This window comes from Caballeronia arationis (genome assembly GCF_001544975.2).
Lineage (GTDB): Bacteria > Pseudomonadota > Gammaproteobacteria > Burkholderiales > Burkholderiaceae > Caballeronia > Caballeronia arationis.
In genome coordinates this window covers 58,443-74,460 of record NZ_FCOG02000013.1, presented here as the reverse complement: position 1 = coordinate 74,460, position 16,018 = coordinate 58,443, and the positions used below count along the sequence as shown (strand labels likewise).

Here is a 16,018-nt window from a genome sequence, read left to right as displayed (position 1 = left end):
CATCGTCGGGCAAGATTTTTTTACTGCCGGCGAGCCGCGACGAATCACCCGACCCGGGCCGCCGCGCGGCCATGTTCGAATTCCGTAAGCTGCCTTTTCGATCCATGAGCGAACTCACGTCGTCCGGATTTCAGCCCGATCTCGCGCGGCTGCGCGAGATGCTGCTGCGCTTTGCCCTGCTGCAGCTGCGCGATCGCACGGAGGCGGAGGACGCGGTTCAGGAAGCGATGCTCGCGTCGATGGCGCGCATCAGCGAGTTTCGCGGTCAGGCGCAGTTCAGCACGTGGGTGTTCGCGATTCTTAAGAACAAGATAGTCGATACCTTTCGCTTACGAGCGCGTAATCTTTCCAGCCATACTTACGACCAAGAGATACCGGCGGATGCGTTCGACGCGCTCTTCGACGAGCACGATCACTGGAAGAAGAACGAACGTCCGTCGGCGTGGGGCGACCCGGAGGCCACGCTCGCGCAGACCCAGTTCTGGACCGTGTTCGAACTCTGCCTGACGAATCTCCCGCCCGCGACGGCGCGCGTCTTCATGATGCGAGAGTTCCTCGATGTGTCGGTGGACGACGTGTGCGTCGAGCTCGCCATCACGAAGACCAACTGCGGCGTGATCCTGCACCGCGCGAAGATGGCGCTGCGGCTCTGCCTGCAGAATCGATGGTTCGACGAGAAAGGTGCCTGATGCTGACCTGCAAGGAAGCGACGCAATTGATGTCGAATGACATGGACCGCCGCACGACGCTTCACGAGCGCAACCAGCTTCGTCTGCACCTGATTACTTGCAGCGGCTGCCGCAATTACCGGCGCGACCTGCATATGCTGCGGCGAGCGTGCCGGGCGCTCGTCGGCCGTTCCGGCGGCGATTCTTCCAGCGACTGATGCGTCACGCGTGCGCGAGCGTGAACTGGATCACGTCCGTATTTGCATGCGCGAAAGCCGCCGCGCAGTAACACAGATAGAAATCCCACAAGCGAATGAACCGCTCGTCGAACTGCTGTTCGCGCACGGCGTCCACGCGCGCCAGAAACGCGGCACGCCAGAGCTTCAGCGTGCGCGCGTAGTCGGCGCCGAACGAGAGCTGATTGATCACCTTCAGCCCATGCTGGCGCGCGCATTCCGCAAAGGCCGAAGGCGAGGGCAGCATGCCGCCCGGAAAGATGTATTGCTGGATGAAGTCGCTGCCTGTCCGATAGCGTGCGAAGAGCGCGTCGTCGATGGTGATGGTCTGTACGCACGCGCGTCCACCGCGCTTCAGGTTGCGCGCGAGACACTGGAAATAAGCGGGCCAGTAGCGCTCGCCGACGGCCTCGAACATTTCGATCGAGGCGATCGCGTCGAACTGGCCGTGCGTGTCGCGATAGTCCTGAAGGCGCAACTCGATCCGTTCGGCAAGGCCCGCCTGCGCGATGCGCATCCGTCCGTGCGCAAACTGTTCCTTCGACAGCGTGACGCCCGTCACATGCGCGCCGGTCTCGCGCGTTGCGACTTCGGCGAACGCGCCCCAGCCGCAGCCGACTTCGAGCACGCGCGCGTCAGCGTTGTCGATGCGCAGTTCGCGTAGCAGCCGCCGGTATTTCGCGCGCTGCGCATCGGCGAGCGTGCGCGCCGGATCGTCTTCGAAGAGTGCGCTCGAATAGGTCATCGTTTCGTCGAGCCATAGCGCGTAGAAGGCATTGCCGAGATCGTAGTGCGCGTGGATGTTGCGACGGCTGCCCGCCTTCGTGTTCGTGCGCCGCAGGTGCCGCACGCGCTGAACGAGCCTGCCTGTCCACGAGCCGTAGATGGCGGTTTCGAGTGCCGCGCGATTGCCCACCAGGATGTCGAGCAGCGCGTTCAGATCGTCGCTTGTCCAGTCGCCGGCCAGATAGGTTTCGGCGAATCCGGTGTCGCCCAGCCGGAGCGCCGCCGTGCACACGTTCCAGTTCGCGAGCGTCACGCGCGCCCGCGGGCCGCCTGCCAGGCCGTGGCCGTAACGACGCACGGTGCCGTCGGGCAGTTGCACGTCCAGCGTGCCGTAGCGCAGCCGTTCGAGCAGCTTGAGCACGACGCGTCCCGCGCCGTCGATGCGTGCCGGATCGCGTGCGCGCATCGAGGGCACGAGCCGCGCGAACGGACATCGGAATTGCGATTCAGGGGATGGCTGTGCCGACATGGCAGCTCACCTGTCCTGCGCTTCGCATCGCGCGCGCGTGACCGTCGCGCCCGGCGGCCTTGGCTTGGCGATGAAAGGCACGCGTTTGAGAAAGAGCCTGAGCGCCTGCCAGTGAATCCTTGCGACCACGCCGAACGTCATCAGCGGATGGCCGAAGAACACGCGCAACACGTTCGACGCATCGAGCGCACGCGCCGTCCCGTCGATGCTCGTCACGAGAAGCGGCCCGTTCGCGTCGCCGTAGTCGATGCGCACGAGCGAGCGCCACGGACGGCCTTCTTGCGCCCGCGCGAAGAGAAAGCGGAACGTGTAGTCCCCTTCGACCTTGCAGAACGGCGATACGTGGAACACCTTGCGGGCCGTGAGCGGCATGCCGTTCGCAATCGGACGGCCGGTATCGAGCAGATAGGCATGACGTTCACCGAACGTGTTGTTCACTTCGCAAAGCACGGCGCGCAGTGCGCCGTCCGCCCGCTCGCACAGCCAGAAGCTAACGGGGTTGAAGACGTAGCCGAGCACGCGCGGGAACGTCTGCAGATAGATCTCGCCGTCGGCATCTTGGATGCCGTTCGCGTGAAGAAGTCCGTCGATCCAGTCGAGCGCGGTCAGCGCGGACGAATCGTCCTGCGCGCCGTGGTCGCGGTCGTAAAAGCTCAAGAGCCCGAAGCGGTTGTGAGCAAAAAGCCGCGAGTCGCCGGGTTCGCCACGCGCCTGCCGCGCCGCCCGCGCGCGCAGCGGCAGTCTCAGCGTGTACACGCGATACGAAAACGCATGCGCGACTGGCCGCAGCCGCCGATGCCGCACGCTGCCCGCGAGCAGCACATCGGGCGCTCCGAAGCGGAGCGGATCGTGTGCGTTCATGCGACGAATTCCGCACGCCGGGACGCCGCCGCGCGCTCGATCAGCCGCGCCGCGGCGGCGAGACCGGAGCTCAGGCCGTCTTCGTGGAAGCCATGGCCGGTCCACGCACCGGCGAACCACGTATGGCGGTCGCCCTGCAGCGAGGGCAGCTTTTTTTGTGCGTCGATCGCGGCCTGATCGAAGAGCGGATGGCTGTACGAAAACTCGCGCAGCACGCTGTCGGCGCGCGGCTCGCGCACCGGATTCAGCGAGACGATCACCGGCGTCTCGAACGGCAGCGGCTGAAGGCGGTTGATCAGGTAGTGGACGCAGACGCTCGTTTCGCCTTCAGTGCTGCGGCTCTCGTAGTTCCACGCCGACCACGCGCGCCGGGCCGGCAGCATCGCGGCGTCCGTGTGCAGCACCGCGCGATTTGGCAGATAGCGGATCGCGCCGAGCACGTCGCGTTCGGCGGCGGTCGCATCGCCGATCAGCGAGAGCGCCTCATCGCTGTGGCAGGCCAGCACGACATGGTCGAATGTTTCGATGCCGCGCGCGGTTTCGACCTGCACGTCTCGCCCGAACCGGCGCACCGAGCGGACCGGTTCACCCGAGCGCGCATGGGGGATGCCCGCGAGCATCCTGTCGACATAGATGCGCGAACCGCCCGTGACGGTCCGCCAGCGCGGACGATCCGCGATCTGCAGAAGCCCGTGGTTGTGGCAGAAGCGCACGAGCGTGCCGATCGGAAACGCGAGCATTTGCGCGACCGGGCACGACCAGATCGCGCCTATCATCGGGAGGAGATACCAGTCGCGAAATGCATCGGAGAAGCGTTCGCGCGCCAGAAAGCGCCCGACCGGCTCGGCGGACGGCGCAGTGTCGCCGCGCTGCAGCGCGAGCGCCGTCGCGATGCGGTTGAAGCGCACGATGTCCGCAAGCATGCGGAGGAACGCGGGCCGCAGCAGGTTGCGGCGCTGCGCGAAGACCGTGTTCAGGGTCGTGCCCGCCCATTCGAGCGCCGGTTCGCCGAGAGAGACGGAGAACGACATGTCGGTTTCGGTCGTCGGAACGTCGAGCTCCTCGAAGAGCGCGACGAGATTCGGATATGTGCTCAGGTTGAACACGAGAAAGCCGGTGTCCACGGCACGCGTGATGCCGTCGAGCGTGATGTCCACCGCGTTCGCGTGGCCGCCGAAGTATTCGTTGGCCTCGAAGAGCGTCGCTTCGATCGCGGCATCGCTCTGCGCGAGCCGCCACGCGCACGCCAGCCCCGCAATTCCGGCTCCGATGACAGCAACTCTCATGGCAACTCCGTGGTTCGAACGGTGTGCGCCTCGCCCGAGGCCGCCGGGCCGCCCGCTTCGGGCGGCGGTCTCTCAACTTACGCAGCGCGCGTCGATGCGGATGCAGTTGAACAAAGGACCAATCTTTGTCCATGATGGTTTGGAAAAATCGTCTATCATGGGATCACGGGTCTGGCGTTACAAGCCTTTCGTGATAAGGATTTAAACGCAGACTGCAACCGTGCAACTTCATCGACTGGAACATTTTGTCCATGACAAACATACCAGAAATTGACTCGGGACGAGAGCCGCCGGCGGACGGCGAGGGCGGGAATGACACGGTCGTGCCGCTCGCGGGCATCGGAATCGGGGCGATCGCGCACGAGATCGGGCTGACGAAGGACACCCTGCGCGTATGGGAGCGGCGTTACGGCTTCCCGCAACCGATGCGCTCGCCGGGCGGCGAACGCCTCTATCCGCAGGAACAGGTGACGAAACTCCGGCTCGTCAAGCGGCTCCTCGACGCGGGGCACCGGCCGAGCAAGGTGCTCGTGCAGTCGATCGAGATGCTGCAGCAACTGGCGCAGGAGTCGGGCGTCGGCCAGGATGCACCGGACGTGGAACTCGACCGGCTGATTCGCATGTTGCGCACCGGCGCCTACGACGACTTCCGCTTCGAACTGCTCAAGCGCGCGACACGCGACGGTCTCGAACGTTTCGTGCTCGATATCGCGGCGCCGCTTTCAGCGCGGGTCGGCAATGCGTGGGCGGCGGGCACGCTTCAGGTCTACCACGAGCACCTGTTCAGCGAGGCGATGCAGGTAACGTTGCGCACGCTGCTGCGGCCGCTCTCGGACGCGCTGCGCGGGCGCGGCGGCCGGCCGCGCATGTTGCTCACCACGCTCACCGGCGAGAGCCACGGGCTCGGCATCCTGATGGCGGAAGCGATCTTTTCGCTCTCCGAGTGCGAATGTATGGGGCTCGGCACGCAGACGCCGCTGCACGACATCGTCGATGCCGTGAATGCGCACAAGCTCGACATCGTCGCGCTGTCGTTCTCCGCGTCGATGCCGGCTCAGGCGGTGTCGAGCGGGCTTGCCGAGCTGCGCAACCTGCTGCCGGCGGAGGTCGGCATATGGGTCGGCGGCAGCAGTCCCGTATTGCGCCGCAAGCTGCCGGAGGGCGTGGAGCACGTGCCGGGGCTGACGCCGATCGACGAGACGGTCGCGACCTGGAGGCAGGCCGCCACGCAGGCGGCCGTGCTATAGTCGGTCGACATATTTTTGCAGTTCGGCGAGCGATCTTTCGGCTCGCCCGGCGGCGCCCAACCTACCCGAGGGCGCCCGGAGCACACCGCGCGCTCGCATCGGAGCGGGCGAACGCAAGGCTGTCATGATCGGCAGGCAAGCTGGTCGGGCGGTGAAAACGTGTCGGCGGCCCGAGCATCGCGGGGCGCCGCGGTCGGCTCCCTTCATACCCCAGGCACAGGTTTAGCTCCTCACCCAGGTAGACAAAAAACGCAAGGCGGCCCAGCCGAAATGCGGCGTCGCTACAACAGGCAAGCACGGTCAAACGTCGCAGCTGATTGCGGCGGGCGCTTATTGCCGTTTTATCGCGTCTGTGCGCCTGTTTCCCGCGTAAAATTGAAAGCTTGGTTGTTCGGCGCCACGCGGCAAGCCGCTCGGCAAACTTGCCCACGCGCGCCGGGCCGAAAGTAACTACAGACAGAATCTCGCACTAAGCGGCAGATCAGGGGTGGACCTATGAACACCATGCTTTATCCGGAACTTTATAAATCGCTGGAATCGGTCCGTTGGGATATGGAGAAAGATATCCCCTGGGACAAGTTCGATGCATCGCTGCTCACCGACGAGCAGGCGAAGACCATCAAGATGAACGCGATCACCGAATGGTCCGCACTTCCCGCAACCGAAATGTTCCTGCGCGACAACCATCATGACAGCGACTTCTCCGCGTTCATGAGCGTGTGGTTCTTCGAGGAACAGAAGCACTCGCTCGTGCTCATGGAGTATCTGCGCCGCTTCAAGCCGGACATGGTGCCGACCGAAGAGGAACTGCACGCGGTGCGGTTCGAATTCGATCCGGCGCCGCCGCTCGAAACGCTGATGCTGCACTTCTGCGGCGAAATTCGCCTGAACCACTGGTATCGCCGTGCCGCCGAGTGGCACACGGAGCCGGTGATCAAGGCCATCTACGAGACCATCTCGCGCGACGAAGCGCGTCACGGCGGCGCGTACCTGCGCTACATGAAGAAGGCGATGGCGACCGCCGGCGATACGGCGCGCGCGGCATTCGCGAAGATCGGCGTGCTGATGGCGTCGGCGCGGCGCACGGAAAAGCCGCTGCATCCCACGAACCTGCACGTCAACCAGGCGCTCTTCCCGCGCGACACGATCCAGTCGCGCCTGCCCGACCCGGAATGGCTCGAGCGCTGGCTCGACGACCAGATCCGCTTCGACGACAGCTGGGAGAAGAAGGTTGTCGAACGAATCCTGCACAACCTGTCCATCCTGTTCGAGCGCTCGTTCGCGACGGCGCAGGAACTGAACCGCTATCGCAAGGAAGTGGTGCAGCGTCTGCAGGCGGCGTCCGGTTCGGCGGAGCAGCCGGCCTGAAGAGTCGTATTTCGAAATCGCAATGAATCGACAGCCCGCCGGGGTCCGCCCGGCGGGCTGTTTTGTCTGGGCGGCGACCCGCGTCGTACGAGGGTACGGGCGCGCCGCGTGGCAAAATCCCTTCCTCCCGTTCCACCAGAGTACCGCGATGCCAGCCACTTTCGAACGCAAGATCACCACGCGCGACGCGCTCGCCGCGCTTCGCCCGACCCTCGCCGGCCCGGTCGTGTTCACCAACGGTGTCTTCGACATCCTGCATCGCGGGCACGTCACGTATCTGGCGGACGCGAAGGCGCTCGGTGCGACGCTGATCGTCGGCGTGAACAGCGATGCCTCCGTGCGCACGCTCGGCAAGGGCGACGACCGCCCGATCAATCGCGAAGACGACCGCATGGCGTTGCTGGCGTCGCTCGAAAGCGTCGACTGGGTGGTGAAGTTCGAGGAATCGACGCCGCTGCAGCTGATCGAAGCGCTGCGCCCGGACGTGCTCGTGAAGGGCGGCGATTACGACATGGACAAGCTTGCCGAATCGGTGGCGGTGCGCAGCTGGGGCGGCAAGGCGCTCGCGATCGCGTTCGAGCACGACCGCTCGACGACCGCGCTGCTACGCAAGGTCCGCGCGCAGTAACAGACTGCGCGGCGCCGCTTACTTCCCGAGCGGCGTCGACTGCACGGGCGCGGCCGGCGCCGGACCGCCGACGACCGCTTGGTCGCCGGCTTCGTCGGCCCGGAGCGGCCGCGCCGCCAGCGATTCCGGCCGCACCTGCTGCAACAGATGATGCGGCTCACGCCCGCCCGCTGAGGGCAGCGGGCCGAACGCGCCGCGCGCGACGGCGAACATCAGCAGGTTGGCGATGATGAGAATGGCGACGAGCCAGCGCAGCATGTCGGATGCTCCGTCAGGAAAGGTTGCGTGCGGCGGTGTCGCGGGCGATCAGCGCGAGTCCGGCCAGCACGAGTGAATCGTGGCGAGTATGCGGCACGTCGAGCGCACCGGCGATTTCGCTGGCGGCACCGCCGCCGAGCACGAGCCGCACGTCGCTCTGCCAGTCCGCGCGCAGGTCACGCCACGCGCGTTCGATCAGCCCGGCCTGCGCGAGCAGGCATCCCGACGAGAGCGCCGCGCGCGTGTCGGTCGCGAAGACGCTGCGGGCCTTCAAAGGCTCGTGGTCGAGCGCGCGGCGCGCGGCGGCGGCGTCGAGCGTCGGCAATTGTGCGGTGTGCGTGCCGAGCGAATGCATCATCAGCGACCAGCCCGGCGCGATCAGTCCGCCGGTAAATGTGCCGTCGGCGCGCAGGGCTTCGAGCGTCGTCGCGGTGCCGAAGGTCGCGATGAGCAGGTTTTCGCCCGCAAACGCGGCATGTGCGCCGATCAGGCCGCACCAGCGGTCGCTGCCGAGCGACGACGGTTCTGCATAGCAATTCGTCACGCCGCACTGGCGCGCCTGTGCGCGAACCGTCGTGCGCGCAAGGCCCGGCCAGCGGGCATCGAGCATCGTGTCGATGCGGTTCGCCGCCGATTCTCCCGCCACATTCGATATCCACGCATCGCGCGGCAACGGCTGCGCGGCCCAGTCCGGCTGCGCGTCATGGTCGACCGCGCCGCTCGCGAGCGCTGCGCCGTTCTCGTCGATCAGCGACCACTTGATCCGGCTGTTGCCCGCGTCGATCAAGAGCCGCGCCGTGCCGCCGCTCATGGACGCGATTCCGTGAGCCGCAGGCTGACGTCGCCCGTCGCGGCCGTGCGCAGGCCCTCGGGCGTGTCGATCTGCAACTGGCCCTGATCGTCGACGCCTGCCGCGACGCCGCGCGCCACTTCCACGCCCTGTTCGAGCAGGACGACTTCGCGGCCCGCATACGCGTGCGCCGCGAGCCACGACTGGCGGAACGGCCGGAAGCCTTCGGCGGAAAAGCGCGTGAGCGTCGCGTCGAGCGCGTTCAGGAGCGCAGCGAGCGTATCGGTGAGATTGGCGTTCGGCCACGCCCGCGACAGCGACGCCGGCGCATTTCCCGGCGCCAGCACGGCGGCGCTGCCCTGGCGGTTCGCTTCGTCGACCTGTGCAGCGAGTTCCGCCGCGCCGTGCAGGTTGATGCCGATGCCGATCACGACGGCCGTCGCCTGCGGTGTGTTCCACGCGGTTTCGATCAGGATGCCGGCGAGCTTGCCGTCGTCGATCAGGACGTCGTTCGGCCACTTCAGTGCGAGCCGGGCGGACGCCGAAAGCGGCAGCCGGGAAAGCGCGTCGAGCACGCCCGTGCCGATTGCGAGGCTCAGCCCGGCGAGGCCTTCGATCGGGCGCGCGACCACGCACGCAATCGAAAGGAGCAGCGCATTGCCCGGCTGCGCCACCCACGGGCGGCCGCGCCGTCCGCGCCCGGCCGTCTGCGAATACGCGACGCGCACGAGCGGCTCCAGACCGTTCTGGCCGGCCGAGGGATCGCGCGGGCGTTGCTTGATGCGCGCCATCAGGTCGGCGTTGGTGGAGCCGGTTTCATCGACGATCTCGACGGGCCAGTCGCGCACCGGCCGCGCGAGGAGCGTCGCGAGCCGCTCGCGGTCGATGCGCCAGGCGGCGTCGAGCGGAAAGGGCGAGTGTGGAGAGTTCATGATTCGCATTGTAGCCGCGGGCCGGCGCGTCAGGTCTCGCCCGTGCGCGCGCGCCGTCGCCCGAACGCCAGTCGCGGCGGGCGGTTCCGGCCGGCGGGAGCGCGTCGATAGGCTCATTTCCAACATAAAGCTTCGTTACAATGTGTGCTCCCTTTCCGCCAAGCGACTCCAATCCTTGAACTTCGACACTCCGCCCCGCCTGCGAGTGGAAGCCGGTCAGCAGGGCAAGGTGGTCCGGCTCTCCGGCCAGTGGACGGCGCTCGCGCTCGCGCGCGACCGCGCGAAGAGCGGCGTGACGCGGCGGCTGCGCGCGATCGGCAGGGAATCGATCCGCAACTGGGACCTGCTCTCGATCGAACGGCTGGACCACGTCGGCGGGCAGGCGCTGTGGCGCATCTGGGGACGGCGCATGCCGGAAGTGATCGCGCTGTCGGACACGCAGCGCGAGATTTTCGAGCGCGTCGCGCTGCTCGACGCCGAGCGCGAGGAGCCCGAGCCGATCGACCGCACCGATCCCGTCACGCGCTTCGGTCTCTTGCTGTTCTCGTTCTTCGAGCACCTGTACGGCGGCCTCGCGATGTTCGGCACCTTCGTCATCGACCTGATCGGCCTGGTGCGGCGTCCGAAACGCATCCCATGGACGGAAATCTCTGCCAATGTCTATAGTGCAGGCACGCAGGCACTCGCAATCACCGCGCTCGTCGCGTTCCTGATCGGCATCGTGCTGAGTTATCTCTCGGCGCAGCAGTTGCGCGTCTTCGGCGCGAACCAGTACATCGTGAATATCCTGGGGCTGTCGGTGATTCGGGAGCTCGGGCCGGTGCTGTCGGCGATTCTGGTCGCGGGGCGCTCCGGATCCGCAATCACCGCGCAGATCGGCGTGATGCGCGTGACCGAGGAACTCGATGCGATGCAGGTGATGGGCATCCCGCACGGCCTGCGGCTCGTTTTGCCGCGCGTGATCGCGCTTGGCATCGCGATGCCGCTCCTCGTCATGTGGACCAATATCATCGCGCTGTCGGGCGGCGCGCTCGCGGCGAAGCTGGTGCTGTCCATCGACATTTCGTTCTTCGTGCGCTCGCTGCCGAGCGTCGTGCCGATCGCGAACCTGTGGATCGGGCTCGGCAAGGGCGTCGTGTTCGGCATGCTGATCGCGCTCGCCGCGTGCCACTTCGGCTTTCGCATCAAGCCGAATTCGGAAAGTCTCGGCGAAGGCACGACCACTTCCGTCGTAACCTCGATCACCATCGTGATTCTCGCGGACGCCGTGTTCGCGATCCTTTTCCAGAACGTGGGCCTCTGATGTCGACGACTCTCGCCACCGCCGTACGCCACCAGCCACCGCCCGTCATCGCGGAGCCGGTGATCGAGTGCGAGGACGTCACGAAGCGCTACGGGCGCACCGTGATCCACGAGCATCTGAACCTGCAGGTGCGGCGCGGCGAGATCGTCGCGCTGCTCGGCGGCTCGGGCTCCGGCAAGACGACGCTCGTGCGGCAGATGCTCGGCCTCGAATCGCCGACGTCCGGGCGCATCCGCGTGCTCGGCGAGGAATGGGCGAGCATGGACGACGAAACCGCGCGCATGCTGCGCACGCGCTCCGGAATGATGTTCCAGCAGGGCGCGCTCTTTTCGTCGCTGTCGGTGTACGACAACATCGCGCAGCCGTTTCGCGAACTCGGCAAGATTCCCGAGGATCTGATCCGCGAATTCGTGATGCTGAAGCTGGAGATGGTCGGGCTGTCGTGCAAGCACGCGAGCAAGATGCCGTCGGCGCTCTCGGGCGGGATGGTGAAGCGCGTGGGCATCGCGCGGGCGATCGCGCTCGAACCGGAGCTGCTGTTCCTCGACGAGCCGACCGCCGGCCTCGACCCGAAGGCCTCCGACGAATTCGTCGACCTGATCGCGACGCTGCACCGCGCGCTCGGGCTGACGGTCATCATGGTCACGCACGATCTGGACACGATGGTTGCGCTCTCGACGCGCGTCGCGGTGCTCGCCGAGCGGCGCGTGCTGGTCGCGGCGCCGGTGGAAGAGGCGGTGGCGGTCGACCATCCGTTCATCCGCGAGTATTTTCTCGGCCGGCGCGGCCGACGCGCGTTGCAGGCGCTGCCGTCCGAGCGGCGCGCGAAGCTGCCGGCCATCGCGCTGGAGGAAGCACCTCTCGGCTTGAAGTGACGCGGGAAGCGCGGGAAAGGCTTACCAAAGAGCGAGTAGGAAGAAAAGGAACCTGTCGATGGAAAACAAATCCCATGCGTTCTGGGCTGGCCTCTTCACCATCGCCCTCGTTGGGGCGATCGCGTTCACGGCGTTCTTTTTCAACGTCGACCGTACGGTGCGCGTGCCGTACGACCTGATCGCCCGCACCAACGTGACCGGCCTTTTCACCGATGCCGCCGTGCGTTATCGCGGCCTCGGCGTCGGCAAGGTGGAGTCGATCCGCTTCGACCGCGCGCACCCGGGGCAGATCAGGATCCGCATTCTCGTCGACAAGAACGCGCCGATGACGCATTCCACCTACGCGACGCTCGGCTTTCAGGGCGTGACGGGCATCGCGTTCGTGCAGCTCGACGATACGGGCAAGGACACGCGCGACCTGCCGTCGTCGGTGAAGGAGGTGGCCGAGGTGCCGATGCGCCCCGGGATCTTCGACCAGCTCCAGCAGCGCGGCGACGTGATCCTGCGCAAGTTCGAGCGCCTCGCCGACGACGCCGACAAGTTCCTCTCCGACGACGTCCGCGACCAGCTGCTGGCGACGACGAAGAGCCTGCGAGGCGCCGCGGACGGCATCGCGACGCTCGCGAGCCAGGTCGGGCCGGCGGCCGCGCGTCTGCCGCAGACGCTCAACCGGCTCGACACCGCGCTGGCGTCGACCAACACGCTGATCCAGAGCCTGAACCGGCCGGACGGGCCGTTCGTGTCGAACCTGAACAAGGCTGGCGCGGCCGCGGAGCAGGCGGGCGTTGCGCTCGCCGACATGAACGATTCGCTGCGCGAACTGTCTGCCCGTGTCGGCTACGACACGCTGCCGCGCGTGAATTCGTTCGCGGACGACGTCAGCAGCGCCGCGCGTTCGATCGACCGTGCCGCCGATACTTTCAGCACGAATCCGCGCAGCGTGCTGTTCGGCGCCCCCGCGCAGGCGCCGGGGCCGGGCGAGCCGGGCTTTGCGTGGCCGGCGAAACCGGGCCAGTGAGCGGCGAACGAAAGGCGCACTGTAAGGCGAACTGAGCGGATTAGTCGGCGTCTTAAGGCCAATTCGTCGGTTTGCCTTAAAATTTGGCGCGCTAAAGTTTGACGCCTGACGTTTTTTTGCATCGAATCCGAGGAACTGTGATGCCACCCATGAATTTCGACGCGATGCGGAGTATCCGCTCGCTGCCGCGGCGCTGCGGTTTTCCCCTTGTCCTGGCCGCGCTCGCCGTGGCGGCGCTTTCCGGCTGCGCATCGGGTCCGCCCGCGGCGGTCTCGAACATCCGCTACGACCTCGGCGCGCCGCCCGCGATGGGCACGCCCGGCAACATGCCGCCGGTGAAGGTAGTCGGCGTGGCCGCGCCGCGCGATCTCGATTCCGACGCGTTTGTCTATCGCCTGCAGTACGCCGACGCGCTGCGCACCGGCGTGTATTCGAACAGCCACTGGACGATGCCGCCCGCGCAACTGCTGACGCAGCGCCTGCGTTCGGCGCTTTCGGCGCGCGGCCCGGTGCTGACCGGCGCCGACACGGTGCGCGCGCCGCTGCTGGAAGTCGAACTGACCGGCTTCGAACAGGTGTTCGACGCGCCAAACGAGAGCCACGGGCTCGTGTCGGTGCGCGCGACGCTCTCGCAGCAGGGCCGCGTGATCGGCCAGCGCACGTTCATGGCGCGCGCGCCGGCGAGCACGGGCGACGCCGCCGGCGGCGCGCAGGCGCTCGCCGCCGCCTCCGACGAACTCATCGCGCAGATGACCACCTGGCTCGGCGTGCAGCCGCTCGTCGCTTCGCAATGACGCACTGGTCGAGCGCCGCCGGACGGCGCGCGCCCCGCACGGGCGGCCGATGACCACAAAGCAGTGGCAGCGCCGCCCGTCGGCCTTCGCGCGACAGGCGCTCGCCGTGTACGCGGCGCTCGTGGTGTACGGGTCGCTGTATCCGTTTTCCGGCTGGCGCTCGCTCGGCCTCGGGCCATTCGCGTTTCTCACCGATCCGGTTCCGCAATACGTGACGGCCTTCGACGTCGTCACGAACGTGCTCGGCTACATGCCGCTCGGCGCGCTTGTCGTGCTCGCGCTGTATCCGCGCTGGCGCGGCGCGCTCGCGGTCGCGGCCGCGTTCGCGGGCGGTGCGCTCCTTTCCGGCGCGATGGAAGCGATCCAGACGTATCTGCCGACGCGTGTCGCATCGAATCTCGATCTCGCGGCGAATGCGCTCGGCGCGCTGATCGGCGGCGTCCTCACGGCGCCTGCGACCAGCATGCTGCTCGATCGCGGCTTGCTGCGACGAATCCGCTTCACGTGGTTCGAACGCGACGCCGCCTACGTGCTCGGTCTTTCGGCGCTCTGGCCGTTCGCGACGCTGTTTCCCGCGCCCTTCCTGTTCGCGCTCGGCGACCTGCCCCATGTGCTCTGGGACGGCCTCGATCCTTCGATGCAGGACGCGATCCTCGCGTGGACGCCCGCGTCGTGGGACATCGGCGGCTGGCTCGACGACTTCGGCGGCCTCCTGCCCGACGATTCGTGGGAAGCGCTGATCACGTCGTGCAACCTGTTCGCAGCCCTCGTGCTCGCGACGCTCTACACGCGCGAACGTGCACCGCGCATGCGCCTGATGCTCGCGCTGCTCGCCGTGACGCTCGGCGCAAAGGCGGGCGCGTCGTTCCTGCAATCGCGCGCGGGTCTCACGTTCGACTGGGCGACCGACGGTGCGCTCGAAGGCATCGCGATCGGCACCCTCGCCGCGATGTTCTCGCTCGCGCTGCCGCGCGCGCTGCGGGCGGGGCTCGCGGGCGCGGCTCTGGTGGTCGCGCTCGTGCTCGTGAACGTGCTGCCGGTGAACCCGTACTTCGACATCGTGCTTGCCGACTGGCGGCAGGGACGCTATCTGCACTTCAACGGCCTCGCTCACTGGCTCGCGTGGGTCTGGCCGTATGCGGCGCTCGGCTGGCTCGCGTCGGTCGCTGAGCGCGCCTGGCTCGCGCGGCGGCGGCGCGGCGGCGATCGGGATCGCTCGCTATAATCGACCGACACTCCTTCACGCCAAAGCTCATGGATTCTTTCTACAAGTATCACGTCTTCTTCTGCCTGAACCAGCGCGAGCCGGACGCGCAGCGTCCGAGTTGCGCGAACTGCAACGCGCAGGCGATGCAGGAGTATGCGAAGAAGCGCGTGAAAACACTGGGCCTCGCGGGCGACGGCAAGGTGCGCATCAACAAGGCGGGGTGCCTGGACCGCTGCGAGCTGGGGCCGGTCGTCGTCGTGTATCCGGAGGGGACGTGGTACACCTACATCGACGAAACCGACATCGACGAGATCGTCGATTCGCATCTCGCGAACGGCAAGATCGTCGAGCGGCTTCTCATCGATCAACCGGCCTGAGCGGCGCCCCTCCATGAACGCACACACCGAGAAATTCCTGATCGACGGCCCGGCGGGCAAGATCGAAGTCGCGCTCGACCGCGCCGAAGGCACGCCGCGCGGCATCGCGCTCGTCGCTCATCCGCATCCGCTCTTCGGCGGCACGATGGACAACAAGGTCGCGCAGACACTCGCGCGCACCTTCGTGCAGCTCGGCTACACGACGTATCGCTCGAACTTTCGCGGTGTCGGCCAGACGCAAGGCGAGCACGACAACGGCATCGGCGAGCGCGACGACCTGCGCGCCGTCATCGATCACATGCGCGCCGACCCGGGCCAGGCCGACGTGCCGCTCGTGCTCGCGGGCTTTTCGTTCGGCACCTTCGTGCTCTCGCACGTAGCCAAGCAGATGCGCGACGCGGGGCAGGCGATCGAGCGGATGGTGTTCGTCGGCACGGCCGCGAGCCGCTGGGAAGTCGCCGAGGTGCCGGAGACCACGCTCGTGATCCACGGCGAAGTGGACGAGACCGTGCCGATTCAGTCGGTCTACGACTGGGCGCGGCCGCAGGAACTGCCGGTCGTCGTGATTCCGGGTGGCGAACACTTCTTCCATCGCAAGCTGCATATCCTGAAGCGCGTGATCGTCGACGCCTGGCGCTAAAGCGCGCGATCTTTCGAAGCCGCCATGCTCGGCGCAAGCCTTCCGAAGGCTTTGCGCCGTTTTTTCTGCGTGCCCGAAAAATACGCAAATCTGTAGGACATCAGGCCGTATCCGAAGCAAAAGCGCATCGCGCGACGCGTATAATGGCGCAGACTTTTTGCGCTGAACGCCGAGGCGTTCAGCGTTTCGCTCGAGCACACGGCGCCTTCGTCGCGCCATCGCTTAGCCGCTTGAGAACCGATCGCGCGGCCGTCTGTCCAACGAGCGCTTTTTTC

The 16,018-nt window shown here is 66.8% G+C and carries 18 protein-coding genes; 12 read left to right on the top strand and 6 right to left on the bottom strand.

Going from position 1 to position 16,018, the window contains the following annotated elements:
• The first annotated feature begins 104 nt into the window (after nucleotides 1–104).
• Together AWB81_RS10420 and AWB81_RS10415 are read left to right on the top strand one after the other, a co-directional pair.
• Nucleotides 105–689 carry a sigma-70 family RNA polymerase sigma factor gene (locus tag AWB81_RS10420; RefSeq protein WP_062635024.1) on the top strand — a complete coding sequence of 195 codons (585 nt, stop codon included), beginning with the start codon at nucleotides 105–107 and terminating at the stop codon, nucleotides 687–689.
• Nucleotides 689–886, top strand: coding sequence for a zf-HC2 domain-containing protein (locus AWB81_RS10415; protein ID WP_062634883.1), 198 nt, complete (start codon nucleotides 689–691; stop codon nucleotides 884–886). Before AWB81_RS10420 ends, AWB81_RS10415 begins: the two co-directional genes overlap by 1 nt.
• Before the next feature lie 4 nt (nucleotides 887–890).
• Here AWB81_RS10415 and AWB81_RS10410 read toward each other — a convergent pair whose 3' ends face one another.
• The 3 genes from AWB81_RS10410 to AWB81_RS10400 are packed head-to-tail and all read right to left on the bottom strand — an operon-like array spanning nucleotide 891 to nucleotide 4,306.
• Nucleotides 891–2,159 carry an SAM-dependent methyltransferase gene (locus AWB81_RS10410; RefSeq protein WP_235025757.1) on the bottom strand — a complete coding sequence of 423 codons (1,269 nt, stop codon included), beginning with the start codon at nucleotides 2,157–2,159 and terminating at the stop codon, nucleotides 891–893.
• Nucleotides 2,160–2,165: 6 nt separating this feature from the next.
• Nucleotides 2,166–3,020 (bottom strand): DUF1365 domain-containing protein, encoded by an 855-nt coding sequence (locus tag AWB81_RS10405; RefSeq protein ID WP_062634879.1) that lies wholly within the window; start codon nucleotides 3,018–3,020, stop codon nucleotides 2,166–2,168.
• Nucleotides 3,017–4,306: an NAD(P)/FAD-dependent oxidoreductase gene (locus tag AWB81_RS10400; protein WP_062634877.1), complete on the bottom strand. Its 1,290-nt coding sequence runs from the start codon at nucleotides 4,304–4,306 to the stop codon at nucleotides 3,017–3,019. The genes AWB81_RS10405 and AWB81_RS10400 overlap by 4 nt, the downstream gene beginning before the upstream one ends.
• Before the next feature lie 251 nt (nucleotides 4,307–4,557).
• On the opposite strand from AWB81_RS10400, the gene AWB81_RS10395 reads away from it, so the two are divergent.
• The 3 genes from AWB81_RS10395 to rfaE2 all read left to right on the top strand — a co-directional run bounded on the left by AWB81_RS10395 (nucleotide 4,558) and on the right by rfaE2 (nucleotide 7,549).
• The gene (locus tag AWB81_RS10395) at nucleotides 4,558–5,553 is read left to right on the top strand and encodes a MerR family transcriptional regulator (RefSeq protein WP_087134878.1); all 996 of its coding nucleotides are present in this window, start codon (nucleotides 4,558–4,560) and stop codon (nucleotides 5,551–5,553) included.
• Between the two features lie 495 nt (nucleotides 5,554–6,048).
• Nucleotides 6,049–6,921 (top strand): ferritin family protein, encoded by an 873-nt coding sequence (locus AWB81_RS10390; protein ID WP_062634874.1) that lies wholly within the window; start codon nucleotides 6,049–6,051, stop codon nucleotides 6,919–6,921.
• Between the two features lie 148 nt (nucleotides 6,922–7,069).
• Nucleotides 7,070–7,549, top strand: a complete 480-nt coding sequence (gene rfaE2, locus AWB81_RS10385; RefSeq protein ID WP_062634871.1) for a D-glycero-beta-D-manno-heptose 1-phosphate adenylyltransferase — start codon at nucleotides 7,070–7,072, stop codon at nucleotides 7,547–7,549.
• Nucleotides 7,550–7,567: 18 nt separating this feature from the next.
• On the opposite strand, the gene AWB81_RS10380 is transcribed toward rfaE2, so the two are convergent.
• The 3 genes from AWB81_RS10380 to AWB81_RS10370 are packed head-to-tail and all read right to left on the bottom strand — an operon-like array spanning nucleotide 7,568 to nucleotide 9,529.
• On the bottom strand, nucleotides 7,568–7,807 hold the full coding sequence (locus AWB81_RS10380) for a hypothetical protein (RefSeq protein ID WP_062634869.1): 240 nt from the start codon (nucleotides 7,805–7,807) through the stop codon (nucleotides 7,568–7,570).
• 13 nt (nucleotides 7,808–7,820) lie between these two features.
• Nucleotides 7,821–8,618 (bottom strand): type III pantothenate kinase, encoded by a 798-nt coding sequence (locus AWB81_RS10375; protein WP_062634867.1) that lies wholly within the window; start codon nucleotides 8,616–8,618, stop codon nucleotides 7,821–7,823.
• Nucleotides 8,615–9,529 (bottom strand): biotin--[acetyl-CoA-carboxylase] ligase, encoded by a 915-nt coding sequence (locus tag AWB81_RS10370; protein WP_062635020.1) that lies wholly within the window; start codon nucleotides 9,527–9,529, stop codon nucleotides 8,615–8,617. The genes AWB81_RS10375 and AWB81_RS10370 overlap by 4 nt, the downstream gene beginning before the upstream one ends.
• A gap of 175 nt (nucleotides 9,530–9,704) precedes the next feature.
• On the opposite strand from AWB81_RS10370, the gene AWB81_RS10365 reads away from it, so the two are divergent.
• The 7 genes from AWB81_RS10365 (at nucleotide 9,705) to AWB81_RS10335 (ending at nucleotide 15,743) form a co-directional block, all read left to right on the top strand.
• A complete protein-coding gene (locus AWB81_RS10365; RefSeq protein WP_062634865.1) occupies nucleotides 9,705–10,832 on the top strand; it encodes an MlaE family ABC transporter permease in 1,128 nt (375 codons plus the stop codon).
• Nucleotides 10,832–11,707, top strand: coding sequence for an ABC transporter ATP-binding protein (locus AWB81_RS10360; RefSeq protein WP_062634862.1), 876 nt, complete (start codon nucleotides 10,832–10,834; stop codon nucleotides 11,705–11,707). Before AWB81_RS10365 ends, AWB81_RS10360 begins: the two co-directional genes overlap by 1 nt.
• A gap of 58 nt (nucleotides 11,708–11,765) precedes the next feature.
• Nucleotides 11,766–12,725 carry an MlaD family protein gene (locus AWB81_RS10355; protein ID WP_062634861.1) on the top strand — a complete coding sequence of 320 codons (960 nt, stop codon included), beginning with the start codon at nucleotides 11,766–11,768 and terminating at the stop codon, nucleotides 12,723–12,725.
• Between the two features lie 164 nt (nucleotides 12,726–12,889).
• Complete coding sequence (locus tag AWB81_RS10350; protein WP_062635017.1) at nucleotides 12,890–13,519, top strand: ABC-type transport auxiliary lipoprotein family protein; 630 nt, start codon at nucleotides 12,890–12,892, stop codon at nucleotides 13,517–13,519.
• A 49-nt stretch (nucleotides 13,520–13,568) separates the two neighbouring features.
• Complete coding sequence (locus AWB81_RS10345) at nucleotides 13,569–14,744, top strand: VanZ family protein (RefSeq protein ID WP_062634859.1); 1,176 nt, start codon at nucleotides 13,569–13,571, stop codon at nucleotides 14,742–14,744.
• Between the two features lie 29 nt (nucleotides 14,745–14,773).
• Entirely contained in the window at nucleotides 14,774–15,103 is a 330-nt protein-coding gene (locus tag AWB81_RS10340; protein ID WP_062634857.1) for a (2Fe-2S) ferredoxin domain-containing protein, read from the top strand.
• A 13-nt stretch (nucleotides 15,104–15,116) separates the two neighbouring features.
• Nucleotides 15,117–15,743: an alpha/beta hydrolase gene (locus AWB81_RS10335; protein ID WP_062634855.1), complete on the top strand. Its 627-nt coding sequence runs from the start codon at nucleotides 15,117–15,119 to the stop codon at nucleotides 15,741–15,743.
• Nucleotides 15,744–16,018 lie beyond the last annotated feature (275 nt).

Excerpts from the sequence above, each read along its gene's own strand:
- AWB81_RS10420 (WP_062635024.1), top strand. The coding sequence starts at position 105 with ATGAGCGAACTCACGTCGTCCGGATTTCAGCCCGATCTCGCGCGGCTG.
- AWB81_RS10415 (WP_062634883.1), top strand. The coding sequence starts at position 689 with ATGCTGACCTGCAAGGAAGCGACGCAATTGATGTCGAATGACATGGAC.
- AWB81_RS10410 (WP_235025757.1), bottom strand. The coding sequence starts at position 2,159 with ATGTCGGCACAGCCATCCCCTGAATCGCAATTCCGATGTCCGTTCGCG.
- AWB81_RS10405 (WP_062634879.1), bottom strand. The coding sequence starts at position 3,020 with ATGAACGCACACGATCCGCTCCGCTTCGGAGCGCCCGATGTGCTGCTC.
- AWB81_RS10400 (WP_062634877.1), bottom strand. The coding sequence starts at position 4,306 with ATGAGAGTTGCTGTCATCGGAGCCGGAATTGCGGGGCTGGCGTGCGCG.
- AWB81_RS10395 (WP_087134878.1), top strand. The coding sequence starts at position 4,558 with ATGACAAACATACCAGAAATTGACTCGGGACGAGAGCCGCCGGCGGAC.
- AWB81_RS10390 (WP_062634874.1), top strand. The coding sequence starts at position 6,049 with ATGAACACCATGCTTTATCCGGAACTTTATAAATCGCTGGAATCGGTC.
- rfaE2 (WP_062634871.1), top strand. The coding sequence starts at position 7,070 with ATGCCAGCCACTTTCGAACGCAAGATCACCACGCGCGACGCGCTCGCC.
- AWB81_RS10380 (WP_062634869.1), bottom strand. The coding sequence starts at position 7,807 with ATGCTGCGCTGGCTCGTCGCCATTCTCATCATCGCCAACCTGCTGATG.
- AWB81_RS10375 (WP_062634867.1), bottom strand. The coding sequence starts at position 8,618 with ATGAGCGGCGGCACGGCGCGGCTCTTGATCGACGCGGGCAACAGCCGG.
- AWB81_RS10370 (WP_062635020.1), bottom strand. The coding sequence starts at position 9,529 with ATGAACTCTCCACACTCGCCCTTTCCGCTCGACGCCGCCTGGCGCATC.
- AWB81_RS10360 (WP_062634862.1), top strand. The coding sequence starts at position 10,832 with ATGTCGACGACTCTCGCCACCGCCGTACGCCACCAGCCACCGCCCGTC.
- AWB81_RS10355 (WP_062634861.1), top strand. The coding sequence starts at position 11,766 with ATGGAAAACAAATCCCATGCGTTCTGGGCTGGCCTCTTCACCATCGCC.
- AWB81_RS10350 (WP_062635017.1), top strand. The coding sequence starts at position 12,890 with ATGCGGAGTATCCGCTCGCTGCCGCGGCGCTGCGGTTTTCCCCTTGTC.
- AWB81_RS10345 (WP_062634859.1), top strand. The coding sequence starts at position 13,569 with ATGACCACAAAGCAGTGGCAGCGCCGCCCGTCGGCCTTCGCGCGACAG.
- AWB81_RS10340 (WP_062634857.1), top strand. The coding sequence starts at position 14,774 with ATGGATTCTTTCTACAAGTATCACGTCTTCTTCTGCCTGAACCAGCGC.
- AWB81_RS10335 (WP_062634855.1), top strand. The coding sequence starts at position 15,117 with ATGAACGCACACACCGAGAAATTCCTGATCGACGGCCCGGCGGGCAAG.